The organism is Rhodococcus sp. YL-1 (genome assembly GCF_001942025.1).
GTDB lineage: Bacteria > Actinomycetota > Actinomycetes > Mycobacteriales > Mycobacteriaceae > Rhodococcus_F > Rhodococcus_F qingshengii.
Map to the genome: position 1 here is coordinate 123,532 of NZ_CP017303.1, position 23,394 is coordinate 146,925.

Consider the following 23,394-nt stretch of genomic DNA (forward strand, 5'->3'; position numbering starts at 1 on the left):
GTCACCTCGTCCCGGCGATGGGCAGCAGTCGCGGATCAAACGGTTCCAGGCCAACGGTTTCGGTAGGGATCGAGCTCTGCATGTCGAGCGCCGAGCGTCGATCCGAGGGCGAGGCACCCGGCAGGCCGGTGCAAATCGCGGTCAACACATTGGCGTATGGGGTGCCGAGGTCGATCAGCCCGAACCGGATGAGTTCGAGGGCTGGACGGTATTTCGTCAGCAACTCCAGTCCGGCGGCCGGGTTCGCGCGGGCACAGTATTCGAGGACCACGGGCAGGAAGTCGGGTAGCTCGCCGCGCAGGTCGACGAGGTAGCCGCTGTCGCGGTAGAGCTGTTTGAACTCGCCGAGGACCGCACCGCGCCGCCGGGTGTCACCCTCGGTCCAATACGACAGGTAGAGCGTCTGTTTCCTCGACAGGTCGAAGACGTCGACATACTCTCGCCGCAGCGCTTCGGCGTCGCAATCGGCGAGGTGGTCGGCAAAACGCTGCAGTGGCGCGGCGGTTGTGCGGTCGGGGTGCTCGGCGAGCGCCGCCTGCAGCAGCTCGACTTTCGCCAGCAATCCCTCGTCCGGGTACGTCAGGCACCACGCGGCGACTTGGTGGATCACCCGCTGATCGACCTCACGGGGGCTGCGCCGCCACCTCACGGTTTCTCCGACGGGGGGAACATTCCGTTGGGTATACCGTTTCCGTCCCAGTTGAGGAGATTGACCCGGCCCGCCAGGCTCGCGGCGCTGGCTGCTGTGTCGCTGGTCTGCCGCTGTTTGAGGGCGTGGAACGTCTCCACCGACACCGGTGCCGGTCGGCCACTGGCCTCGCCGAAGGAGCCCGACTCGAACATGCCGGGACCCTCCTCGTAGTCCAAGGAGCAGCCCATTTCGTCGAGCTTCTCGGCCTGTTCGAGGTGCGCCGTCGGGATGACATACCGGTCTTCATATTTGGCGATCGCCATAAGGCGGTACATCTCGTACACCTGCTCCTCGGTCATCCCCACCGACGCCGGGATCTCGGGGTTCGGGTCGCGACCAAGGGTGACGTCGCGCATGTACGCCCGCATAGCCGCCAGGCGTTTGAGGACGGTATCGATGACGTCGGAGTCGCCGGCGGTGAACATCTCGGCGAGGTACTCGACCGGGATCCGCAGCGCATCGATCGCGCCGAACAAAGTGCCATGGCCCTCGGCGTCGTGCCCCTGCTCGGCGAGCAGATCGACAATCGGCGACAACGGCGGGACGTACCACACCATCGGCATGGTGCGGTATTCCGGATGCAGCGGCAACGCAACCCTGTATTTCTTGGCCAATGCGTACACCGGAGACCGCTTCGCGGCGTCGAGCCAGTCGTCGGGGATCCCGTCGGACCGGGCGGCCTCGATCACGTCGGGGTCATCGGGATCGAGCATGAGATCGAGTTGCGCCTCGTACAGGTCCTTTTCGTCCGGGGTCGACACAGCGTCGGTGACAGCATCGGCGTCGTAGAGGAAGATGCCGAGGTAGCGCAGCCGGCCCACGCAGGTCTCCGAGCAGACCGTCGGCTGGCCGACCTCGATCCGCGGATAACACAGCGTGCATTTCTCGGCTTTGCCGGACTTGTGATTGAAATAGATCTTCTTGTAAGGGCATCCGGTGATGCACTGACGCCAACCGCGGCATCGATCCTGATCGACCAGGACGATGCCGTCTTCGCTGCGCTTGTAGATCGCCCCGGACGGACACGACGCCATGCACGACGGGTTGAGGCAGTGTTCGCAAATGCGAGGCAGATAGAACATGAAGGTCTGCTCGAAGCTGAACTTCACCGCGTCTTCGCAGTCGCGGCGCAGTTTCGCGACGATGGGGTCGAGTTCACCCATTTCGGGTGCGCCGCCGAGGTTGTCGTCCCAGTTCGCCGACCAACTGATCTTGGTGTCTTCGCCGGTGAGCAGCGATTTCGGCTTGGCCACCGGGAAGTCGTCACCGAGTGGGGCGTCGATGAGCGTTTGATAGTCGTAGGTCCAGGGTTCGTAATAGTCGGAGATGGTGGGCTGGACGGGGCTGGCGAACAGGGTCAGCAACTTCTGCAGACGTCCGCCTGTGCGCAGGCGCAGTTTGCCTTTCGCGTTCAAATGCCAGCCCCCGCGCCACTTGTCCTGATCCTCATATTGGCGTGGGTAACCCTGTCCTGGTCGGGTTTCGACGTTGTTGAACCAAACATATTCGGTGCCGGCTCGGTTGGTCCACGCTTGCTTACACGTGACCGAACACGTATGGCATCCGATGCACTTGTCCAGATTCATCACCATGCCCACCTGGGCCATGACTCGCATCAGTACCTCACCTCCTGGCTACGTTTGCGGATGGTGGCCACCATGTCGCGTTGATTGCCTGCCGGCCCGAGATAGTTGAAGGCGTACGACAGTTGGGCATAACCACCGATGAGATGCGTCGGTTTGACCAGGAGTCGGGTGACCGAGTTGTGCATGCCGCCGCGGCGCCCGGTCGCCTCCGACTTCGGGACGTCGATGGTTCGTTCCTGCGCGTGATAGACGAACGTCACCCCTTCGGGCATCCGATGACTGACAATGGCCCGGCACACCAGCACTCCGTTGGCGTTGACGCATTCGATCCAGTCGTTGTCCACAACATCGATGGCGGCGGCGTCCTGCGGACTGAGCCACGCCGTCGGACCACCCCGTGACAGGGACAGCATGAACAGGTTGTCCTGGTACTCGGAGTGAATCGACCACTTCGAGTGCGGCGTCAGATAGCGGACAGTGATCTGCTGCGCACCATCAGATCCCAGGCGCGGTTCACCGAACAAACGGTGCATGTCCAGGGGTGGCCGATAGATCGGCAGGGCCTCGCCCATGTCGATCATCCAGTCGTGGTCGAGGTAGAAGTGCATGCGCCCGGTCAGGGTGTGAAAGGGCTTGAGCCGCTCGATATTCACCGTGAACGGCGCGTAGCGGCGACCCCCGGTTTCCGACCCTGACCACTCTGGCGAGGTGAGCACCGGGACTGGTGCGCGCTGGGTGTCGGCGAAGGTGATGCGCTTTTCCTCCGACCCGGCCGCCAGATCGTCCAAGCGTTTGCCTACCCGTTTCTGTAGCTTTTCGAATCCGTCGAGCGCCAGGGCTCCGTTGGTGGTGCCGGAATAGGTGAGGATGGCCTCGGCCATCTTGACGTCGGTGTCGATGGCCGGACGTCCCTCTGCGGGACCTGACGGCATCACACCGTTGCTCGCAGCGAGCCGATCACTCTGCTCGGCCACGTCGTAGGTGACGTTCTTGACCGTGAACCCGAGCTTGTCGGCCAGGGGTCCGACGGCCGCGAGCTTGTCGGCGATGGCGGTGTAATCCCGTTCCACCACAGTGAAGTTCGGCAGGTTCTTGCCGGGCACTCCTGGGGTCGGCGCGCCTTTCCAATCGGTCACCCGGCCATGCGGTTGGGCGGTCTCGCCCGGGGTGTCGTGCTGCATCGGCACGCTGACCAGGTCGTGGCGCACGCCGAGATGGGTCTTTGCCAGCTCCGAGAACCTTTCGGCGAGCAAGTGGAAGAGGCCGAAGTCTGACTTGGCTTCCCAAGGCGGGTCGATTGCCGGAGAGAACGCGTGCACGAACGGATGCATGTCCGTCGACGACAAATCGTGTTTCTCGTACCAGGTGGCGGCCGGGAAGACGATGTCGGAAAGCAGTGTCGTCGACGTCATGCGGAAGTCCGCGGACACCAGCAGATCGAGCTTGCCTTCGGGCGCTTCGTCGTGCCACGTCACGTCTTTCGGTCGCGGCGTCTGCGGGTTCTCGGTGCCGAGCACGTTGTGGTGGGTGCCGAGGAGGTTGCGCAGGAAGTACTCGTTGCCTTTGGCCGATGACCCCATCAGGTTTGATCGCCACAGCACCAGCGTGCGTGGCCAGTTCTCGGGGGCGTCGACGTCGGTGATTGCCGGGGTCAGGTCGCCCTCGTGCAGTTTCTCGGCTACATACGTGCCGACAGACTCGTTTGTCCCGGCGGCGACGGCTGCGGTGGCCTCGTCGGCGAGATCAAGAGGGTTGCGATCGAATTGCGGGTAGAACGGCATCCACCCCATACGGGCCGACTGCGCGATGGCGTCGGCGGTATGTTCGTGTGTCAGCGTGCCTTTCGACAGCGGAGAGGCCAGAGAGGCCGTGGAGTAGCCGTCGTTGCGCCACTGATCGGTGTGCATGTACCAGTACGACGTGCCGGTCATGGTCCGCGGCGGCCGTGACCAGTCCAGGGCGTTGGCGAGGGAGATCCACCCGGTGATCGGGCGGCACTTTTCCTGGCCGACATAGTGGGCCCAGCCGCCGCCGTTGCGGCCCATGCACCCGGTGAGGATGAGCAGCGACAGAATGGCGCGGTAGGTGGCGTCGCCGTGGAACCACTGGCAGATGCCGGCGCCCATGATGATCATCGAGCGACCACCGGAATCGATCGAGTTGGTGGCGAACTCGCGGGCCACCCGGATCGCGGCATCAGCCGGGACGCCGGTGATCTCCGCCTGCCATGCCGGGGTGTACGGCGTGCTCGCGTCGTCGTACCCAGTGGGCCACTGCCCGGGCAGGCCGGCGCGGGCGACACCATATTGCGCGAACATGAGGTCGAAGACCGTGGTTACCAAGGCGCCGTTGACGCGAGTGGCCGGCACTCCGCGTCGCAAGATCGAGCCCGACCCGTCGGGTGCGTCGAATGCCGGGAGGAGGATCTCGACGTTGTCGGTACCGTCGCGGTCCAACAACGTCAGGGCGGGTGCGATCTCGCCAAGGTCCAGATTCCAGCGACCTTCGCCAGATTCAGAGAAGCGGAATCCGAGCGATCCGTTCGGAACGGCAGCGTCCCCGGTCTTCTCGTCCAGGACCACCGTCTTCCACACGTCGTCGTCGGCTGCCGCGCCGTCGGGCAGAACGGCGAGTTCGTCGGCGGTCACAAACTTCCCGGGCACGAAGGCACCGTCGTGCTCATCGAGATGGATGAGGAACGGCAGGTCGCTATAGGTCTTGATGTAATCGGTGAAGAACGGCACCGACTTCTCGACAAAGAACTCGGTGAGGATCACATGGCCCATGGCCATCGCGAGCGCCGCGTCGGTGCCTGCCTGAGCGGGCAACCATTCGTCGGCGAACTTGCTGTTGTCGGCGTAGTCAGGGCTGACGGTGACGACCTTGGTACCGCGGTACCGCACCTCGGCCATCCAGTGCGCGTCCGGAGTACGCGTGACCGGGACGTTCGAGCCCCACATCATCAGGTAGGTCGCGTCCCACCAGTCACCTGATTCGGGGACATCGGTCTGATCGCCGAACACCTGGGGGCTCGCGACCGGCAGGTCTGCGTACCAGTCGTAGAACGACGTCATCACCCCGCCGATGAGCTGGATGAAACGGGTACCCACGCAATGCGACACCATCGACATCGCCGGGATCGGCGAGAAGCCCGCGCAGCGGTCGGGGCCGTAGGTCTTGATGGTGTGGATATGCGCGGCAGCGGCCATCTCAATGGACTCGTCCCAGGAGACCCGCACCAGGCCGCCCTTGCCCCGGGCTTGTTGGTAAGACTTTCGGCGCAGCGGATCTCCGACGACGTCGGCCCAGGCGAGCACGGGATCGTGCAAGCGAGCTTTAGCCTCCCGGTACATCTCGACGAGAACGCCGCGGGCGTAGGGATGGCGGACTCGCGTGGGCGAGTAGGTGTACCAAGAAAATGCCGCGCCGCGGGGGCAGCCGCGAGGCTCGTATTCGGGACTGTCCGGGCCGACCGACGGGTAGTCGGTTTCCTGGGTCTCCCAGGTGATGATGCCGTCTTTGACGTATACCTTCCAGGAGCACGATCCAGTGCAGTTCACGCCGTGTGTGGAGCGGACGATCTTGTCGTGACTCCAACGGTCTCGATAGAACACGTCGCCGGCCCTGCCGCCCTCGCGAAAGACCATCCGACCGTCGTCGCTCTCGTCCCAACGCGTGAAGAACTTGCCGGCATCGAGTAGAGCTTTCGCGGCGTCACCCTGGACCCCGTTTGTATGAACATCCGTTGGCCGAGCCATGTGGCCACCATACGAAAAACGGATGCTTCGAGAGACTTTATGACCAAAACTTAAGCTTTCCGTTACCGCAACATTGTATTGCGGAGGGTTACGTTCCCTTTGCGTACTTCGTCCAATCACTAAGGCGCTGAACGGCACTGATGGAAGCACCCGCTTCAAGTGGTGTGTCTAAGCCCTGCGGCAGGACGGCAGCCCAACCTGCCAACCCCCCTTGTCGATCGCAGAGAGCAGTAGTGCGTCGGCCGCGTCACCCGCCGACACGAGAAGATTCTCCCTGTCGCTGGTTGCGAAGATGTGCCCATCTTCTGCGAAGTAGCGGGCATATGGGCTAGGCGAGCGTGCCGTCTCGACGCTTCCGGACACTGGAGCCGGCAAACGGTCAGCGTGAGCATCAACGTCGATTTGCCGCATCCGTCAGGGCCCACCAACGCCAGGCGCGTACTTGGACCAATGTTGGAGGTCGAGGCCGTCGTTTCCGCCGAACACACCGCGAGACATAGTGTGTCCATGTGTGCCTCACTTGACGAAGTGTTGGTAGGGACCCGTGGGACTCGGACAGCGTTGTCATCGCGCGAGTGGTCGGCCGGCGGGGACCGTGTGCGCTCCGGGTTCGAGGCGGACCGTGATCTGTTTGGACGTCGGGGTATTGCAGACGTCAGCTACCGACTCCCGCGGGATTAGTTCGTTGCCCTCGGGGAAATACAGGGCCGCACAACCCCGTGCGACGGGGTAGGACACGGTGCGGTAGCCACGTAGCACGCGGTCAGGTTGCCCGGGCCATTCGCTGAATACGTCGACGGTCTGCCCGTCGGTGAGTCCGAGCGCGGCGAGATCGTCCGGGTTGACGAAGATGACGAACCGGCCGTTCTTGATGCCGCGGTATCGGTCGTTGAGGCTGTAAATGGTGGTGTTGTGCTGATCGTGAGCCCGCATGGTCTGCACGATGAGCCGTCCCGGTGGGACCTGCAGGAGCTCGGTCTCGTGGAGTGTGAACTGTGCCCTGCCTGTCGAGGTGGGGAAGGTCCGCGAGTCGCGGGGACCATGCGGCAGCGTGAACGCCAGTTCCTTGCGGATCCGTGTGTTGAAGTGCTCGAACCCGGGGATCACCCGGGAGATCGCGTCGCGGATGTAGTCATAGTCGTGCTCGAACTCCGCCCACGGAATAACTGGATGGGAGTCGCCGAGCAGCTTCCTGCCGAGACGGCAGATGACCGAGACGTCCGAGAGCAAGCCTGGTGCCACCGGGTCTAGTTCGCCGTGACTCATGTTGATGGTGCAGACCGTGTCCTCGGAGGTGACGAACTGGAGCCGTCCACCTTGGACGTCGCGCTCGGTGCGTCCGATTACCGGCAAGATCAGCGCCTCCTCGCCGGTCACGACATGCGAGCGGTTGAGTTTGGTGGCCACCTGGACTGTCAGTTTCGCCTTGCGGATTCCAGCTTCGGCGCGTCCACTGTCGGAGATTGCGGCAATCACGTTGCCCGCCATGCTGACCATGACCTTCACGTCCCCGCGTTCCACGGCGTTGACGCTGTTGACCGTGTCGAGGCCGTGGTCGCGGGGAGGGTCGAAACGAAATTCGCGTCCCAGTGCATCGAGGAAATCGTTGGGCATTTGTTCCCAGATGCCCATCGTGCGGTCACCTTGGACGTTGCTGTGTCCCCGCACTGGTGAGGCTCCGGCGCCGGGTTTGCCGATGTTTCCCCGCAGCAGCAGAAGGTTCATCACCTCGGCGATGGTGGCGACGCCGTTCTTGTGTTGGGTGATCCCCAGGCACCAGGTGATAATGGTGGCATTTGATGCGATGTATTTGTCTGCCACCGCGTCGATCTCGGCCTCGGTCAGCCCTGTCGCTGCTAACACTTCCTCATCGTCGATGGACAGGATGTGGTCGCGATAAGCGGTAAAACCGTCGCAGTGGGCAGCGATGAAGTCGTGATCGAGCACCGTGCCAGGTCTGGCGTCTTCGGCGTGCAGGACGCGTTTGGCTACCGCTTGAATCAGGTGCATGTCCCCGCCGCCGCGGATCTGGACGAACTGATCGGCGAGTGTGGTGCCGTGACCGATCATGCCGCTGGGCTTCTGCGGGTTCTTATATCGCATCAGCGACGCTTCGGGCAGCGGGTTCACCGCGACGATCTGGCCGCCGTTGATCTTTGCCTCTTCGAGCCCGTTGAGCATCCGTGGATGGTTGGTCCCGGGGTTCTGTCCCAGCACGATGACGAGTTCGGATTTGCCGAAGTCGTCGTAGTGGATTGTTGATTTGCCGATGCCGATGGCGGGGGTCATCCCGGCGCCGGTGGCCTCGTGGCACATGTTCGAACAGTCGGGAAGGTTGTTGGTGCCGAACGCCCGCGCGAACAACTGATAGAGAAACGCGGGCTCGTTCATGATCCTCCCGCTCGTGTAGAACACTGCCTCATCGGGAGAGTCCAAGGCTCGAAGATGCCCCGCGACTACCTCGAACGCACGGTCCCAGTCGACGGGTTCGTAGTGATCGGACCCCGCCGGCTTGTACATCGGCTCGACGATTCGGCCTTGCATCCCGAGCCAATACTCGGACTTGTCCAGCATGCTCGACAGAGAGTTCTCGGCCCAGAACGATGCGGGGATTGTTAGCGGGGTCGACTCCCACACAATGGACTTGATGCCGTTCTCGCAGAACTCGAGGGGTTTGCTCTTGTCTGGATTGGCCCATGCACAACTGGGGCAATCGAAGCCGCGTTTGTGATTGATCGTGAGCGCGATCTTGACGGTGCGTTCGGTGCCCATCTCTAATTCGGATGGGATCATCGCGTGTTCGATGGCCGGTAGTCCGACGGCCCAGGTGGCCGGCTTACCGACCTCCAGGTCGGCGTCGGTAAAGTCGTTCTTGAGGGGCTTGGGGCGCATACCTGGGCCTCTCTCTCGCATTGCTCGCGTCGTGCACCCAGGCTGCAGGGCTGCGCAATCCGGTGTTTGACTCAAGCAATCGTCACTACTGGGTGATTGACAATAAACCTAATGCACTACCACACACCTGGCAGTGCGAATGGTGTAATTGCGCAAGGCTTCTAACGGGTCGCGGACCATGTCACGGTGAAGACGTCTTGCTCTTTTTCTGCGTCGAGAACGAAGGTCTCGCAGACACCGATCCAGTCGCGTCCGCTAAAAGTGGCCCTCCGCGAATATCATCGGCAGATCTGCCGATGGAGGTTGGGGCCGGACTGGTAAAGGACAGGTGTGCATCTGTCTTCTTTAGGGTGGTCGTCATTGTTGTACCGCCAGATAGATTATGGCGGGGGCAATGATGAGGAGGATAATCAGCATTATCGCGGCCCCGTTTGCGCGTCTTAAAGGTCCGGTGGCGTGGGCGGGACTGTCAGTCATCGATGTTCTTTCCGGTACCGATGTGACGTCATACTCGAACTGGTCGGCTCACCTCCCCACCGTCGGCGTTGGTGAACTCACCGCCCGCAGTCGTCGCAGCGAAGCAATCAGCAGGACTGTGCACAGCACTACCGCCGGCCACACCAACACCTCACCTACCGGCTTCAACCAGGTAGCTGACGCCGTCGCTGCGACAGTCAGCGACGCGGCCGACGTCATGCCCATCGGGAACGCGGTCGACCATCGTCTGACGTCGTAGTCGAGTCGCGGCCAGACCAATTCGCAGACAAGCAACACGACATAACAACCGAGCACGATGACTATGAGCACTACGCTCAACCGTTGACAGAAATGATGCAGCCCTTGCGGCCACCCCACTGCCTGCGCTGCAGCGGACAGTTTTCCCGCCGCAAGCGTCGAAATCGCCAGCGCCCCACCGAAGACCCAATGATCTCCGGCACCGACGCGGAACTGCTTGAAAGAGAACCTGACGAGCACCAAGACGTAGAACGCCAGGCCGAGCACGAAAGCAGCAGCCGACGGGATCGCTATCCAATGCGCCGTGGTTGTAGCCGCGAGCGTTGCTCCCAACACAGCCAGGCCCTGGGTGGCCACACACAACAGAAAATGCACGCCGACGGTCGGCGAAGTCCAGTGTCGAATCACCGCCGGTATGAGCACGATCCACGCAAGCAATGAGATCGCGAGCGCGGCGTATCCGACCGAGCTCCAGTCGAGCAGGGCGAATCGCGTGCCCAGGACTGTCGTCGCCGCTACACCCGTGAGTGCCGGAGGGGTATCCGCCTCGTCGATCCACCGTGCTCGATCATCGACCAACCTCGATGCGAACACCACAGTGAGAACGAGCCAGATTGCCGTCCCGATCACCAGCCATACCAGCGAAAACGCCTCGAGCCCGATCAGCCATGCGTATCGGACTGATCGCGATCGACGGACCGCACTCGATATCCCGGTCAGGATCAGCCGCAACTCCGCTCTCCGTACTCTCACCGAAGACCTACCAGCACCGGTCGTCGCCGACCTGCTCGGGTTGCATATCCATTCCGTCAGTCGGTGGGCCGACTACGCTCGCCGCGACTGGGCGCGCTATCTCGATGCCCGAACCAACGGGCCGAATCGAAGGTAGTTTATCTACTTATCGGAGTTTGATCCGGCAGGTTGGATTGGACGCCCTATTGGAGCCCGGTGAGGAAACGCTGCACCTCGGAGCGGGAGAGTTGGCGAACGATCATCAACGTCAGCGGCGAATTCTGGTGCATGCGGACTTTGAGTCACAGAAAAAGCCAATGCACCGAGTGTGACGGTACTCTGAAGACCTCTGGCTTGTTCGGGAGTGGGAGAGAAAAATGTGTGCTGCCGCCAAAGTTGCCTCGTCGGTGATGCAAGTAGCCAACCTGGATCGGTCGGTGAGTTATTACTGCGACGTGTTTTCCTGCCGTGTCGCCTTGCGTGAACGCGATGCGGTGCTTCTTCTGACGCCGGATGATTTTCAGATCTACATGTATGTGCAAAAGGGCGCATCCCTGCGCAACATCAGCAGTATCGGCGTCCACTACGTCATGTGGTCCGCCGATACAGAAGAGGAACTTACGCGGATCAGTGAGCGTCTACGCGCATATGACGCCTCCACTTTCACCCAGGTTGTCGGCGGAGTAACCTTCGTCGACGGCTGCGACCCGGACGGTATCCGTGTCATCGTCGCTTACCCGGACCCAGAACAGTTACCCCGAGAGCTGATCGCACCACGATTCCACGGATAACGTGCCGTCCGGAGCGGTGCGTTCGTCCGGCCTGTCCTCGCTGCTGGAGCGGTCACCGATCCACGCGAGGAGATCGGGATCGGACGATGTCAGACGCTCTACTTCCTCGCCGTCGTCGCAGCGTCGTAGTGACACCGTGATCGATGTGGGGGTGCGCCGTAGAACCCGCCACGTCGCTCCCGAGTCGGACCATCGCGAAAGAGTTTCCACAGGTTGCTCTTCCGTCATGTCGGGTCCGCTCAGGTATTGGCCCAGCTGTCCGGTCCGAAGACCTCGTAGTGGATATTCTGCGCCGGAACATCCCGTTGGAGCAACGATGCGCGCATCGCCAACATGAACGGCATCGGCCCACAGAGGAACGCCTGGGTATCCGGTTCGACAGTGATATCGCGCAGATCGGCCCGTCCTTCGTGAACAGATCCGAACGGTACGTGCGTGCCGGGATCCTCGTACCAGCGGTGCAAGGTTGCGGCGGGAATCTTCTCGACGAGTGTGCTGAGTTCTGCTCGGTGAGCATGATCTGCGATGGATCGATCAGCATGAATGACGGAGACGGAACGCTGTGCACCGGTGTCCGCAAGATGGTTGAGCATGCCGATCATCGGTGTGCAACCGATTCCGGCCGACGCGAGTAGCAGTGGTGAGTCGTCGTCAGGCATCATCAGATCGCCGAACGGTGTGGTTACCGACAGCTCGGAACCTTCGAACACGTTGTTGTAGAGGAAGTTCGACACTTCGCCGTCGGGCGTGCCCGAAATTCTCTTCACGCTGATTCGCCAGTCGGCGCTGCTCGGCACGGAACAGAGGCTGTATTGACGTATCTGGCGAGCGCCGTCGGGCAGCGTAACTCCGACCGAAAGGTACTGTCCGGGCGCGAAGGTGGGGAGAACGCTGCCGTCGAGCGAGGCGAGAGTCAGCGAGACAGTGTCGGCGGATTGCAGGACGCGCTCGCTGATCCTGACCGTGCGCCACACGTCGCCGGCGTCGACGCCGGCGAGTTGGTAGAGACCCCGTTCAATCGTGATGAGGGTTTCCGCCATCAGCCAGTAGACCTCGTCCCAGGCTGCGGCGACTTCGGGAGTGACTGCATCTCCGAGTATTTCGACGATCGCGGCGAAGAGGTGTTCGTGAACGATCGCGTACTGATCGGGGGTGATTCCCAACGACGCATGCTTGTGAGCGATACGCGAAAGGATGAGATCGACCTTGGCGCTGTCGGGTTCGAGCTGCAGTGTTAGGCGGCTCCGGCGAACAGCCCCTGACCTGCGGAAACGCAGGGCAGGGGCGGTTCGGTTCTGGTGGTCGCGCGATGCGCTGGCCTCACGGCTCTGCCCGACACCGACGTCGCTCTCCTCTGCGACGGACCCCTCGCCGGCTGAGCGCTCGCGGCCGGCATCCTGTCCGTGTGCCGATAGGCCTCGTACCGCTCGGCAACGCAGCGTGGCGTTGCGTCGCGACCTGGCGACGGCTCGGCGGGGCGCGATCGTCTCGTGCGTTGGCGGACTACGGGAGCTTGGACGCGAGGACGTCGGCCGCCAGGATCTCGGGTGCTGCGCCGAGGAGGTGCTGGTTGGCCATCAGGGCTGCGACGATGGCGCCGTTGGCGTGGGCGTCGCGAGCGGCCTCGTCGGGGAATGCATCGAAGATCCAGAAGGTGTCGGCGTGGGTCCTGACCGCGAACCAGACAATCGTTCCTACTTCTTCGTTGGCGAGCGCGACAGCGCCGGCGAGCAGATCGGCGAGCGCCTCGTGCTGTCCATCGGCCGCGACGATCTTGGCGACGAAGGCATACGGAAGTGATGCGGGTGTGGACATGAGGGGTTCTCCTAGGTGTCGAGGTTTCTTGGTGAAGCGAGTTAAGCGTATGACGAGCAAGGGCATGTGAGAAGTGGCGTATACGGCAGTATTGCTATTGTTCGCGCCATGCGTATCGGACTGATCGCGATCGACGGCTGCTTCGGTTCGGCTGTCGCGTCGGTCATCGACATCGTGCGGGTGGCCGACGGAGCCCGCGGCGATGTCGACCCGCGGATCGACCCGATCGAACTCGCCATCCTCGGACCGAAACGGAGAGTGACCACGACGGCATCGATGACCCTGTCGGTGGACCACCCGCTGTCGGAGTCCGCAGAGTTCGACGTGGTCGTCATCCCTGCGCTTGGAACCCTCACGGCCGCCGCTACCAACGACGCCCTCCAGAGCCGAGATGCTCGTTCGGTCATCGCCTCGCTCGGGCGCCTCGACGACGCGACCACCCGGATCGCCGCGGCGTGCACCGGCGTGTTCGCTGTCGCCGAGACCGGACGGCTGCATCATCGGCGGGCGACGACCAGCTGGTTCCTGGGGCCGGAGTTCCTGAAGCGCTATCCGACCGTCGCCCTCGATCTCGACACCATGGTCGTGGTCGACGGGAACCTCGTCACCGCCGGCGCCGCGTTCGCCCACATCGACCTCGCGCTCTCACTCGTGCGATCGATCAGCCCCGATCTGGCCCAACATGTCGCCAAGCTCCTCATCATCGACGAGCGTCCGTCGCAGGCGGCCTTCGTCGCCTACGAACATCTCCGGCACGAGGACCCGATCGTCGTCGAGTTCGAACGCTTCGTGCGCGCCCGCCTGGACGAACCGTTCAACGTCGCCTTCGTCGCGCAGTCGCTCGGCACCAGCCGGCGCACCCTCGAACGACGAGTCCGTGCGGCGCTCAACCTCACTCCGCTCGGCTTCGTCCAACGGCTTCGCATCGAACGAGCTCGGCACCTCTCAGCAACCACGGACCTCACCTCCGCCGAGATCGCGCTACGGGTCGGCTACGCGAACGCCGAGACTCTGCGCTCCCTCCTGCGTAGGGAGCGACGCCGTTCCTGACCTATCGCCATGCCTGTAGCCGGTGTCCTAGTGCTCGACTGGAACCACCTCTCAGCACGTCGCGTCGACGCTCCTGCGTCGCCCCTGGACGACCCACTCGACACGCCCGCAGCACAGGCCATGTGACGTGTCCCGGCTTCCCGGACGGTCGGGGTTGGGTGGCTGTGATGTCGCTGCGTTCTCGTCGAGGGGGTCAGCAGACTCGATCAGGGTCGATTGGGATGAGACGCGAAGGCGGTCAGGTCAGGGCGGCCGAAGCCGGCCGGCGGGGTAGCGTCGGTCACGTCGAGGTCTTTCGGATGGATGGCGTAGGAACCTCCATCGTCGGGAGACCTCGACGTCTACCTGCGGACCGACCCGCCCGGCCGACCTACACCCTCATCTGGGAAGAGCCCCCAAGTGTCGGTCCACGAGCAGTCCCATCAGCGCTGCCGTGAGAATAGGAAAAGCCAACAACACCAAAATCATGGTGATGAAGACATTCCACGTGAAGATGGGCATCCGAAACATCGTCATCCCGGGTGCACGCAGACAGATCACGGTGGTGATCATGTTGACCCCACCCAAGATGGTCCCGACGCCGGCCAGTGCGAGGCCCATGATCCACAGATCCCCACCGACACCTGGTGAATGCAGGGCACTGGTCAGCGGGGAATACCCCGTCCATCCGAAGTCGGCGGCACCTCCGGGGGTGAGGAATCCGGATACGGTGACGAGCGCACCGAACAGGTACAGCCAGTAGCTGAGTGCGTTCAGTCGCGGGAACGCCACATCCGGTGCGCCGATCTGCAGGGGAAGTATGTAGTTCGCGAAGCCGAAGACGATCGGAGTGGCATAGAGCAGCAACATGATCGTGCCGTGCATGGTGAAGAGCTGGTTGTACTGCTCGTTCGAGAGAAACTGAAGACCGGGGACGGCAAGTTCGGTCCGGATCAGCAGGGCCATCAATCCGCCCAGCATGAAGAAGGCGAACGAGGTGACCAGATACATCACGCCCAGCTGTTTGGGATCGGTCGTAGTGGCAGCGGAATAGAGGAACGTGCCCTTGAGCCCCCGCCGTTTCGGGTAAGGCCGCGAAGGAAGGAGCTCTGTCACAATGGGAGTCATTGCCGTTCCTCACTGCGCGGGAGATGGCGGTCCGATATCCGGACGATTCGAGTACGGGTACCCGCCTACCAATTCCGTATCGACACCTACGCGACCGAGATTCATGGATCCTCCCGGTGATCCCACCATCTCGGCCGCACCGGGCAGTGGCCGGTGGAAGAAGCGGGCGTTGTCATCGATGAAATCTTCCCAGCGGGCGGGGACGTCGGATTCGTACGAGATGGCCTCGACCGGGCAGACCGGTTCGCACGCACCGCAGTCGATGCATTCGTCGGGGTGGATGTAGAGCGACCGCGCTCCTTCGTAGATGCAGTCCACCGGGCATTCCTCGACGCACCCCCGGTCCATCACGTCGATACATGGTGCTGCGATCACGTATGTCATGAGCGACCTCCGGGGGCACTGCCTATTTTTAAGGAAATCTTTCCTCTAAAGTCTTACAGTATGGCGATACGAAAGGGAACCGGTTCTGCGCGCGCCGACACCCATGCAGTGCTGGCGTCTGGGCGGCGAGTTCAACTGTTGGACGCCTTGCGGGCTGCCGCGGAATCGATGGCCGCCAGCGAACTGGCGGATCTGTGCGGCCTGCATGTGAGCACAGTTCGGTTCCACCTCAACGCGTTGATCGAAGTCGGTCTGATCGCGAAGGAGACCGAGCGCAACGTCATCCGAGGGCGTCCGCGCCAGCTTTACCGGGCACAGAATCCACTCGGGTCAGGAGTCGGGATCACCTCCGGATACGAAAAGTTGGCCCACGTTTTGGCGGCGCACTTCGCGCGCCACGCGGACGGTGATCCGGAACAGCTCGCCGAGGCTGCGGGTCGGCAGTGGGCGCTGGATGATCTCGGCGAAACCTCCGGAAACGGTCGATCCACAGAAGATGCGGCGGTCGTCGTCACTACCTTGTTCGCGGAGATGGGGTTCGATCCGGAACTCGAATCCTCGACTTCCGATACGCGTATCCGATTGCACGCCTGTCCGTTCGAAAGCGTCGCCCGACAGAACCCCGGCGTTGTCTGCTCCTTGCATCTCGGTCTGATACGCGGAGTTCTGACACGACTTGGCGCACGTCAGATCGAGAGCACGCTCACCCCCTGGGACACCGCGCATACGTGCCTCGCGCAACTGGAGCAGCAATGACACATAGGACCGTACAAACGGCGCATATCAATGTTCCTGTCGCACAGTCACATTCCCCTCCCCCATGTTTTGTGGGACCGCTGATGTGCTCGCGCGATCGAACATATTCGTCGTTTCGGCGGACCGCATCGAGAAATGAACAGCCGGAAACTTCCTCACTACAACGGATTACACCCCATGAGCATCTATCGCATGATCTGGTGGATTACCGCGGTCATCCTGGCCGCTTCAGGGGGGATCGCCGCAGCCATCACCGTCCAAACCGACATTCTGGTATCGGCGGTGATTGCCGCAGTGCTGATCGGAGGGGGTTCACCCTGGCTGCGACCGATCACACGTCGTACTACCCCACCACCGCGAACTCTCCTGACGATTGCGCTACGAGACGGCGCTACGTGGGCGGCAGGAGTGGTCACTGTCATCGGATTGATCACGCTCGCCGGCGCTCCTGCCCTACCGCTGATACTGCTGATGGCCATCACCTCCCCTCCGGTATGCCGCTATCTCCGCGACAGAGTCGAGTTCACACCCTCGCTCCCGTGCTCGCCGAAAGATCCCCTGATACGCACCAGCGGCGTCGATGTGCAGCTTCTTCCATTGCCGGATTGCAGCCAACTCTCGGACGACGCCCTGTGTCGATGTTGGCGCATGAGCTTCCCCGCCCAGCAGAGCGATCCCTCGACATCGCCCTCGACGACGGACGAACTGCACTTCGCACGTACCCGCGAGGCTTATCTCGACGAAATCGAACGTCGCGATCCAAGGGGATTCGCCCGATGGTTAGAGAGCGGCGCCCGCACCGGAAGTGACCCCGCCAAGTTCCTCACCACACGAGATCACCCCCCCACCCCCACCACAGCAGCCCTGATTCAACGCCCCCGCGAAAGCCCCATGAACCAACTGAGAAACCTCCTCATGGCCGGGCCAGTGGAGAACGATGGAAATCCCTGGCCAGCACCGCATACACGCAAAGAAAGCGAACACCGTGGAAAAGATGTCATTGACAGCGCTCGCTCGCCAACTCGCCGACAAGGCGGGAAACTCGAAGAGCGGCCGGAGCGCTCGTACCGTGTACGGCGGCCATGAACACGTCCTGCGGCAAACCGTCATCGCGCTGGCAGAGGGCCAAAAACTCGACGAGCACGAGAACCCTGGGGAAGCGACCGTCTACGTCCTCACCGGCCGGGTACGCCTGTGCGCAGCCGAGAATGCTTGGGAGGGATCATCCGGCGATCTGTTGATCGTCCCGAATGCTCGACATTCTCTCGAAGCGCTGGAGGCCTCGTGCGTACTACTGACGGTCGCTAAAGCAATCTGAAGTATCGACCCGGTCTTCACGGCCACTGATCTGACCGTCATTTCTTACTCCGCTTCGTCATCGACCATGCTCCAGTCGCGAGCTGTGCCCCGCATCGTCCGCGGGCACGGTTCGCGGTCCTTCTACGTGTCGATGGCAATCGTCCTGTTAGGTAAATGCATTGAACCGATTCGAAACCGACGATCCGATCGCCCCTGTTTCCTCGAAGTCCACGGCCGGCGGCATGTCTGCCCCATGTAACTCTGCCCTGCTTGATGCGCTGAAACATTGCGTTGTCATCGGCGACGGAGCGATGGGCACCATGTTGCAGGCCGCGGACCTCACCCTGGACGACTTCCTCGGCCTCGAGTACCGCGGCGCTCGTTATTCGTTCGGATACGGCGCGTGCCCGGATCTCGAGGATCGAGCCAAGTTGGTTGCGTTGCTCGAACCCGAACGAATCGGCGTCGAATTGTCTGAGGAGCTGCAGCTGCATCCCGAGCAGTCCACGGACGCTTTTGTCCTGCACCACCCGGAAGCAAAGTATTTCAATGTCTGAGTTGCCGAACGGAATATCGGAAGACGGCCCCTCGCCGTTCGCGCGCCGCGTCCTCGACACAATCGACCGTATCCCTGCAGGCCGCGTGATGACATACGGACTGATCGCCACCATCGTCGACGCGCATCCGCGCCAAGTCGGCCAGGTCATGACCCACTGGGCAGACGAAACACATTGGCACCGAGTGGTCTACGCCAACGGCACTCCCGCTACCTGTCACGGCAACAACGCTCTCGTCCTACTGCGCGGCGAAGGGACGCCCATGCGCGACGGACGGGTCGACCTCGTACACGCGCTGTGGAATGGATGATCCACCTCAAACGATGGCGAGAACCGTCCTGCAATCGTTTTCGACGAAATGCCATGTCCTCCATGCGATTAAGTCATCTTCACCCTCGTATTTGCTCCCCGGGTCATGTCCTAAGTCTGGCATGTCGGATGAGACACGGCCACCCGCTGCGCAGTCTCGACGTGCACTCAGGTGGACTGGCGGTTGACGACACACCCGGGGGCAAGGTGTAAGGCGCGAGAGCGTGTAGCGCCGACGCGGCGTGTGAACGGGGAGAGCTCAGTGACCGGGCGGCCAGCTCGGTATCGGTTCGATGATGTGGACGGTCAACTGACAACGTCGAACACGTTGTGTTCGCGCTTCGCGCTGAACCTCTACGTGGAGACAAAAAGATCTTTCACAGGGCGAGCGAGCGAACTGCAGTCTGGACGATCGGCAACACGTCCTCCTCGAACCACAGGTTCTTGGCAAGCCACGGCTGGTTGCGCGGAGAAGGATGCGGAAGGGGAAGGTACCCCAACGGCAAGTAATCCTTCGCTGCTTTGACGGTCTCGGTCAGCGTCGGCTTGCGCCGACCACGTAGATAATGTGCCTGTGCATACTGACCGACCAATAACGTGAGTCGAACATCGACCAAATGATCGTTCAGCGCCTCGTGCCAGTGGGATACGCATTCGGATCGCGGTGGTTGATCACCCGACCTCGCTTTGCCGGGATAGCAAAAGCCCATCGACATGACGGCTACCTTGCCCGGGTCGTAGAACTGTGGGGGCGTCAGACCGAGCCAAGTGCGCAGACGGTCACCTGAAGGATCGTCCCAGGGAACACCCGTCGTATGAACTTTGCGGCCAGGCGCCTGGCCGATCACACGCAGCCGAGCCGATGGGCCTGCTTGCAGTACGGGACGCGGCCCGCACGGCAGGTGGTCCGCGCAGAGCGTGCACCCTCGGATCTCCCTGAGCAACTCAGCCAATGGTTCCGGCATATTTCCCATCTCCGGGGTCGAGGCAAGCATAGAAGTGACGTCGTTATCGGACGCGTTCGAGGTCGTCGTCTTACCGGGAAATCACCGAAATCCGGGTGGAAGGCTTGAAGCCGCGCCGGTAGGCCCGGCTGACAGATTCCTCAGTCAGCGGGCAGCGGGGGCGTCGAGTCCCCCAGTATTTGGCACGGTTTCCCCTATGTCTCCAACCACGCCTCGAAGACGCATATGCCCGTCGGACAACGTGTAGGTGACGCCGACGATCGCGCAGGCACCTTTGTCCACTTTCTCCGCGATGATGCGCGACCTCTGCATGATCAACGACCCTGTTTCCACCACATGACGACCTTCGAGTTCGTCGACGGTGGACAATCCCTCGCGGCGGCCCATCAGGATCGAGGGGGCGACGCGCTCGATCACACTACGAATGAAACCGTCGGGCACCGCATTCTCGTCCAAGGCATCGAGAGTGGCTTTCACTGCGCCGCAACTGTCGTGGCCGAGGACGACGATGAGCGGCACGTCGAGCACCTCTATGGCGTATTCGATCGAACCGAGCACCGAATCGTCGAGCACATGACCTGCGGTGCGGACGACGAACATGTCGCCGAGACCCTGATCGAAGATGATCTCGGCGGCTACGCGCGAATCACCGCAACCGAACAAGACCGCGGTCGGATGTTGTTCGTTGACCAGCTTCGCGCGGTCGACGATTCCCTGGCTCGGATGGATGGACGCGCCGTTGACGAATCGCTCGTTACCCTCGCGAAGAGACTTCCAAGCGGAAAGGGGGCTTGAACGTGGCATTCATCCATTGTGCACACGGCGTCTTCCGCATTGCAGACAGGGTTGCATTAACCCACACCGGTGGTGAGGCATGTCCAGAAAGTGTGCACGCACGCGCCAGTGCGGAGATGGGTATCGGTACTTCGTGATCGACTGAAGTGCCTGTTCGACCTTGTCGCGAGAGTCGACAAGGAACCCCCTGTACCACCGATCGATGTGATAGCGAATGACCGCATATGTTCGTGACTGCGCAGGGATTTGGTCGGATCGAGGGCGTGAGCACCAACAACGGATCATGCCGTCGAGTAGCTGATTTCCTGTGTCTGCGGACAACATTTCGGCTCACTTCAACACCACCAGACGCGCGTCAGTCCGCTCCCACCCAGCCCAGTGCGCTCAAGGCGACGTCTCCGACGAGGCGGGGTAACTAACCCGTGACCCGTCAACGCGCGCGAACGAGGTGAGCGTATGCGGAGGTGCCGACTTCTTGGTCATGATGTCGAGCACGATGACCCCGCGAACCACGAGCGCATCACCGATCATCGAACGATGGCATCGCCACGGCACAGCTTCCGCACACATGATCGCTGCATCACTGTTGTGACCTCGCTTCACGAGCAGGTCGATCGCGTCGGCGAACTCTTCCGTCTGCATGTAGTCCGCGTACCCTTGGAACGACGCGTTCCGCCAGGCGCCGTTGACGCTGTCCTTGCATACATGACGCAAACCGCCCAATGCCGTCATACGGCGGTACGTGATGTTGCGCGCGCGCACGCTCGCCGCCAAAGCAGCCTCACCGAACTGCGGATTGTGCCGGGACTTGGCGATGGTACGCACGTCGATCAACTTCGTGATCCCGTACGTCTCCAAGAGATCGACGAACTCGTCGATCGGGTGCGTCGAGTGCCCGACAGTGTAAATCGTGATGGCTGACATGCCGCCACGCTACGTCGAATACGCGCCTGCGGAGATGATGTATCGAACCGAAAACTCCGGCCAGTAGGACGTCCCTGCGATATGCCGTCCACTATTGTGTTAGAAAACGAATATCAAGGTCCGCGATGTCGCGGAGCGTCTCCTCGCCCGAGTGGCGGCGAGTCGCGGAGCGTCTCCTCGCCCGAGTGGCGGCGGACTTCGAGGTTCCCGCAGCTGTCCGCACCCACTTCGGCCATGTCCTGTTGCGCAACTGACAACAGCGCTAAGCTCGTGTGGCGGCACATCGACTGGGTAATTGACGCGCTGATCATTTCTTTCTCGAGTGCAACCACCACGGCAGTTGGTCGCATCCGACCAGGTACAGGAGCAAAACTCACATGACGTCCTCATCGAATCCCGCGACCAGGAAACAGGCGCCTGGCGGGGAAACATCGAACGCCCGGACCAGATACGCCCCGACGAAGTCTGAACTCCCGCACCCCGCAGGCCTGGGGACTGCTGCGGCAGGAGTAGGCGCGGGCCACCGGAAGCGCGATCGCCCATCGGCGGCACGGTTCCCTCGGGGGGGTACTACGGCTTCCCGAGTCCTACACCTGCGTGCCGAGGGTGCCGGTGTCGTTTGCCACGTGAGGACGAACGAAGCCACTGGAAGTCCAGGCACATCACCACGGTAAGACCGACACCTAACATCACGAGTAACAGAACCACGTTCACCATCGCCACTGCTCCCTCTGACATCGAATTAGCCACTCACACCACGCAAGGCAGAATTCTCAGACGCATTCCGGACGCGTGCGTTCCGGTAGCTGGACTCAGGCAGCGGTCACGCCATGAATCGATCGGACCGATACGCGCATCCTCGACGTCGCGGACAAACCACGTGCGATCGGTTCTTCCGCCTCGAAACGCTCGATTGCGAGTGCGAGGCCCATGACCTGTCGCCACCACCGTTCACGTTCCTCGGATTCGGCCCACACAATTACATCCATCACTGTCTCCTCATCAACCCTGGGTTTGTTACCCAGGTCACAGATTTTTGAAAACGTAGGACACGCGAAATTATGCAATGGAGAGAAGCGGGGACTCGCGGTGTGTCGCCGATAACCAATCCTCCTCGAGGCCTCCGAAAACAGATCCGAAGACACGAAACGAGTACAGCCGAAAAAGGAGCTTGCGAACTGACCCGCAGTCCAATCCACTCGGCCCCCGTCGACGTCGATGCGGTCACTTCACAGGCTGCACAACACTTCTCGTGGGTGTGTTGATACGGCTGCGAGCCGTTGCGCTCAAACACAGGCGACAGGGTCAGGAACCTGACCGTACGCCGCTGCAGGCGAGGAACATGATCAGCCCGCTGCGGATTCGGATGCCGCCCCTGAGGCGAAGTCCGAAGCCGAACGACGCCTATGCTCGGTATACGATCTCGCGAGAAAGTTGGAGCCAGATATGAGTCCGAACAGCACCTGGCTCGACACCCGAACAACCCAACTACGGGGCACGCTTCTCGGTCTGGGGCTGACGATCACCGACTCCCAGGCCCGGGTACTGCTCAACGACAAACTCGACGACTACGCCCGCCTGATGCACGTCACCCGGCGCACCGCACAACGACACTTCACCGACGAACACCTCGCCATCTTCGCCAACTCCCTCGCGGCGGCCATTTCCGACGAAGCACCCGGCGAGCCCATGACCGAATTCGAACGCACCATCCCCATGCCCACCAACGCACTCGGACTGACCATCGCCGCCCTGGCAGAAGCGCTGAAAGTTGCTCACGGCAACCTCGAAGAGCACTCTCTGACCGACGGCTTGTCCCACCTGTCGACTCTGGGCATGATCGCCGCCGACGCCCGCACAAACACCCGCACCGGTACCGTTCCCATGCCCCGGCCGCTGCTGCTGCGGATCGCCCGATTCCTCGACAACACCGCGAAAACGGTCAGCGAAGGAGCGAACCTGCCCGACGGCCTCGACGAAAACGCGCGAGCACCCTTCGTCACCACCCTCCAACAAGACGCCGACGGACTACGCACCCTCGCGAACACCGAAGACGGTCACTCGCCGAAACTTTGGCGTATCCCTGCCAGTAGCGAAACATCGCCCCGTCGCGAAAAAGCCAATCGACGTCATGCCGCAGTCGAAACAGAGCCGAACGCCGCAACGGAAGGCGCGCACGGGGATGCGATCCGCAGCGGACGACCTCGCCCCACGGAATCCTGACCTGCCAACACATGTGAGGAGTCAC

20 protein-coding genes and 3 pseudogenes are annotated in these 23,394 nt (G+C 62.0%); 8 read left to right on the forward strand and 15 right to left on the reverse strand.

Annotation, left to right across the window (positions count from 1 at the left end; all coding sequences use genetic code 11):
• Position 1: 1 nt before the first annotated feature.
• From narJ to BH682_RS32745, 5 genes are all read right to left on the reverse strand, one after another.
• Positions 2-649 (reverse strand): nitrate reductase molybdenum cofactor assembly chaperone, encoded by a 648-nt coding sequence (narJ, locus tag BH682_RS32720; protein ID WP_042926613.1) that lies wholly within the window; start codon positions 647-649, stop codon positions 2-4.
• A complete protein-coding gene (narH, locus tag BH682_RS32725) occupies positions 646-2,307 on the reverse strand; it encodes a nitrate reductase subunit beta (RefSeq protein WP_075836163.1) in 1,662 nt (553 codons plus the stop codon). The genes narJ and narH overlap by 4 nt, the downstream gene beginning before the upstream one ends.
• Positions 2,307-6,035: a nitrate reductase subunit alpha gene (locus BH682_RS32730; protein WP_075836165.1), complete on the reverse strand. Its 3,729-nt coding sequence runs from the start codon at positions 6,033-6,035 to the stop codon at positions 2,307-2,309. Before BH682_RS32730 ends, narH begins: the two co-directional genes overlap by 1 nt.
• A gap of 564 nt (positions 6,036-6,599) precedes the next feature.
• Positions 6,600-8,927 carry an FdhF/YdeP family oxidoreductase gene (locus BH682_RS32740; RefSeq protein ID WP_075836167.1) on the reverse strand — a complete coding sequence of 776 codons (2,328 nt, stop codon included), beginning with the start codon at positions 8,925-8,927 and terminating at the stop codon, positions 6,600-6,602.
• A 525-nt stretch (positions 8,928-9,452) separates the two neighbouring features.
• The gene (locus BH682_RS32745; RefSeq protein WP_223304432.1) at positions 9,453-10,415 is read right to left on the reverse strand and encodes a tellurite resistance/C4-dicarboxylate transporter family protein; all 963 of its coding nucleotides are present in this window, start codon (positions 10,413-10,415) and stop codon (positions 9,453-9,455) included.
• A 356-nt stretch (positions 10,416-10,771) separates the two neighbouring features.
• Between BH682_RS32745 and BH682_RS32750 the strand changes: the two genes are divergently transcribed.
• Positions 10,772-11,185, forward strand: coding sequence for a VOC family protein (locus BH682_RS32750; RefSeq protein WP_064445068.1), 414 nt, complete (start codon positions 10,772-10,774; stop codon positions 11,183-11,185).
• On the opposite strand, the gene BH682_RS32755 is transcribed toward BH682_RS32750, so the two are convergent.
• The 3 genes and pseudogenes from BH682_RS32755 to BH682_RS32765 form a co-directional block, all read right to left on the reverse strand.
• Positions 11,147-11,413, reverse strand: coding sequence for a hypothetical protein (locus BH682_RS32755; RefSeq protein WP_371594684.1), 267 nt, complete (start codon positions 11,411-11,413; stop codon positions 11,147-11,149). The genes BH682_RS32750 and BH682_RS32755 overlap by 39 nt on opposite strands.
• A gap of 11 nt (positions 11,414-11,424) precedes the next feature.
• Positions 11,425-12,420: pseudogene (locus BH682_RS32760) on the reverse strand (globin domain-containing protein); the annotation flags it as partial.
• Between the two features lie 268 nt (positions 12,421-12,688).
• Positions 12,689-13,000 (reverse strand): putative quinol monooxygenase, encoded by a 312-nt coding sequence (locus BH682_RS32765; RefSeq protein ID WP_075836169.1) that lies wholly within the window; start codon positions 12,998-13,000, stop codon positions 12,689-12,691.
• Positions 13,001-13,108: 108 nt separating this feature from the next.
• Here BH682_RS32765 and BH682_RS32770 point away from each other — a divergent pair, with 108 nt between their 5' ends.
• Positions 13,109-14,050, forward strand: a complete 942-nt coding sequence (locus BH682_RS32770) for a GlxA family transcriptional regulator (protein WP_075836171.1) — start codon at positions 13,109-13,111, stop codon at positions 14,048-14,050.
• Between the two features lie 390 nt (positions 14,051-14,440).
• Here the strand turns inward: BH682_RS32770 and BH682_RS32780 are convergent.
• Both BH682_RS32780 and fdxA read right to left on the reverse strand, forming a co-directional pair.
• Positions 14,441-15,157: pseudogene (locus BH682_RS32780) on the reverse strand (cbb3-type cytochrome c oxidase subunit I); the annotation flags it as partial.
• Positions 15,158-15,166: 9 nt separating this feature from the next.
• Positions 15,167-15,541, reverse strand: a complete 375-nt coding sequence (gene fdxA / locus BH682_RS32785; RefSeq protein WP_064442809.1) for a ferredoxin — start codon at positions 15,539-15,541, stop codon at positions 15,167-15,169.
• Between the two features lie 60 nt (positions 15,542-15,601).
• On the opposite strand from fdxA, the gene BH682_RS32790 reads away from it, so the two are divergent.
• On the forward strand, positions 15,602-16,297 hold the full coding sequence (locus BH682_RS32790) for a helix-turn-helix transcriptional regulator (protein WP_075836175.1): 696 nt from the start codon (positions 15,602-15,604) through the stop codon (positions 16,295-16,297).
• Positions 16,298-16,482: 185 nt separating this feature from the next.
• Here BH682_RS32790 and BH682_RS36120 read toward each other — a convergent pair whose 3' ends face one another.
• Entirely contained in the window at positions 16,483-16,776 is a 294-nt protein-coding gene (locus BH682_RS36120; RefSeq protein WP_157127685.1) for a hypothetical protein, read from the reverse strand.
• A 506-nt stretch (positions 16,777-17,282) separates the two neighbouring features.
• On the opposite strand from BH682_RS36120, the gene BH682_RS32800 reads away from it, so the two are divergent.
• The 3 genes and pseudogenes from BH682_RS32800 to BH682_RS32810 all read left to right on the forward strand — a co-directional run bounded on the left by BH682_RS32800 (position 17,283) and on the right by BH682_RS32810 (position 18,463).
• Complete coding sequence (locus BH682_RS32800) at positions 17,283-17,615, forward strand: cupin domain-containing protein (protein ID WP_064442811.1); 333 nt, start codon at positions 17,283-17,285, stop codon at positions 17,613-17,615.
• Positions 17,616-17,955: 340 nt separating this feature from the next.
• Positions 17,956-18,153, forward strand: a pseudogene (locus BH682_RS32805) (vitamin B12 dependent-methionine synthase activation domain-containing protein); the annotation flags it as partial.
• Entirely contained in the window at positions 18,146-18,463 is a 318-nt protein-coding gene (locus tag BH682_RS32810; protein ID WP_064442813.1) for an MGMT family protein, read from the forward strand. The pseudogene BH682_RS32805 and the gene BH682_RS32810, both read left to right, overlap by 8 nt.
• A gap of 376 nt (positions 18,464-18,839) precedes the next feature.
• Here BH682_RS32810 and BH682_RS32815 read toward each other — a convergent pair whose 3' ends face one another.
• The 3 genes from BH682_RS32815 to BH682_RS32825 all read right to left on the reverse strand — a co-directional run bounded on the left by BH682_RS32815 (position 18,840) and on the right by BH682_RS32825 (position 21,146).
• On the reverse strand, positions 18,840-19,427 hold the full coding sequence (locus tag BH682_RS32815) for a uracil-DNA glycosylase family protein (protein ID WP_064443438.1): 588 nt from the start codon (positions 19,425-19,427) through the stop codon (positions 18,840-18,842).
• Between the two features lie 144 nt (positions 19,428-19,571).
• Positions 19,572-20,231, reverse strand: a complete 660-nt coding sequence (locus BH682_RS32820) for a carbonic anhydrase (protein WP_064442814.1) — start codon at positions 20,229-20,231, stop codon at positions 19,572-19,574.
• A gap of 375 nt (positions 20,232-20,606) precedes the next feature.
• Positions 20,607-21,146, reverse strand: a complete 540-nt coding sequence (locus BH682_RS32825; protein WP_075836177.1) for a DUF488 domain-containing protein — start codon at positions 21,144-21,146, stop codon at positions 20,607-20,609.
• 125 nt (positions 21,147-21,271) lie between these two features.
• Between BH682_RS32825 and BH682_RS37150 the strand changes: the two genes are divergently transcribed.
• Positions 21,272-21,400: a hypothetical protein gene (locus BH682_RS37150; RefSeq protein WP_263284178.1), complete on the forward strand. Its 129-nt coding sequence runs from the start codon at positions 21,272-21,274 to the stop codon at positions 21,398-21,400.
• 558 nt (positions 21,401-21,958) lie between these two features.
• On the opposite strand, the gene BH682_RS36530 is transcribed toward BH682_RS37150, so the two are convergent.
• The gene (locus tag BH682_RS36530) at positions 21,959-22,135 is read right to left on the reverse strand and encodes a hypothetical protein (RefSeq protein ID WP_003943357.1); all 177 of its coding nucleotides are present in this window, start codon (positions 22,133-22,135) and stop codon (positions 21,959-21,961) included.
• A 457-nt stretch (positions 22,136-22,592) separates the two neighbouring features.
• Here BH682_RS36530 and BH682_RS32830 point away from each other — a divergent pair, with 457 nt between their 5' ends.
• The gene (locus tag BH682_RS32830; RefSeq protein WP_075836179.1) at positions 22,593-23,369 is read left to right on the forward strand and encodes a hypothetical protein; all 777 of its coding nucleotides are present in this window, start codon (positions 22,593-22,595) and stop codon (positions 23,367-23,369) included.
• The last annotated feature ends 25 nt before the right edge of the window (positions 23,370-23,394 follow it).

What these genes read in the sequence shown, in the direction of transcription:
- BH682_RS32815 (WP_064443438.1), bottom strand. Translation starts at nt 19,427, where the DNA reads ATGCCGGAACCATTGGCTGAGTTGCTCAGGGAGATCCGAGGGTGCACG.
- BH682_RS37150 (WP_263284178.1), top strand. Translation starts at nt 21,272, where the DNA reads ATGTCGCGGAGCGTCTCCTCGCCCGAGTGGCGGCGAGTCGCGGAGCGT.
- BH682_RS32810 (WP_064442813.1), top strand. Translation starts at nt 18,146, where the DNA reads ATGTCTGAGTTGCCGAACGGAATATCGGAAGACGGCCCCTCGCCGTTC.
- BH682_RS32770 (WP_075836171.1), top strand. Translation starts at nt 13,109, where the DNA reads ATGCGTATCGGACTGATCGCGATCGACGGCTGCTTCGGTTCGGCTGTC.
- BH682_RS36530 (WP_003943357.1), bottom strand. Translation starts at nt 22,135, where the DNA reads ATGGATGTAATTGTGTGGGCCGAATCCGAGGAACGTGAACGGTGGTGG.
- BH682_RS32830 (WP_075836179.1), top strand. Translation starts at nt 22,593, where the DNA reads ATGAGTCCGAACAGCACCTGGCTCGACACCCGAACAACCCAACTACGG.
- BH682_RS32740 (WP_075836167.1), bottom strand. Translation starts at nt 8,927, where the DNA reads ATGCGCCCCAAGCCCCTCAAGAACGACTTTACCGACGCCGACCTGGAG.
- BH682_RS32755 (WP_371594684.1), bottom strand. Translation starts at nt 11,413, where the DNA reads ATGACGGAAGAGCAACCTGTGGAAACTCTTTCGCGATGGTCCGACTCG.
- BH682_RS32765 (WP_075836169.1), bottom strand. Translation starts at nt 13,000, where the DNA reads ATGTCCACACCCGCATCACTTCCGTATGCCTTCGTCGCCAAGATCGTC.
- BH682_RS32825 (WP_075836177.1), bottom strand. Translation starts at nt 21,146, where the DNA reads ATGTCAGCCATCACGATTTACACTGTCGGGCACTCGACGCACCCGATC.
- narH (WP_075836163.1), bottom strand. Translation starts at nt 2,307, where the DNA reads ATGCGAGTCATGGCCCAGGTGGGCATGGTGATGAATCTGGACAAGTGC.
- BH682_RS32730 (WP_075836165.1), bottom strand. Translation starts at nt 6,035, where the DNA reads ATGGCTCGGCCAACGGATGTTCATACAAACGGGGTCCAGGGTGACGCC.
- BH682_RS32820 (WP_064442814.1), bottom strand. Translation starts at nt 20,231, where the DNA reads ATGCCACGTTCAAGCCCCCTTTCCGCTTGGAAGTCTCTTCGCGAGGGT.
- BH682_RS36120 (WP_157127685.1), bottom strand. Translation starts at nt 16,776, where the DNA reads ATGGCCATCAGCAGTATCAGCGGTAGGGCAGGAGCGCCGGCGAGCGTG.
- BH682_RS32750 (WP_064445068.1), top strand. Translation starts at nt 10,772, where the DNA reads ATGTGTGCTGCCGCCAAAGTTGCCTCGTCGGTGATGCAAGTAGCCAAC.
- BH682_RS32790 (WP_075836175.1), top strand. Translation starts at nt 15,602, where the DNA reads ATGGCGATACGAAAGGGAACCGGTTCTGCGCGCGCCGACACCCATGCA.
- fdxA (WP_064442809.1), bottom strand. Translation starts at nt 15,541, where the DNA reads ATGACATACGTGATCGCAGCACCATGTATCGACGTGATGGACCGGGGG.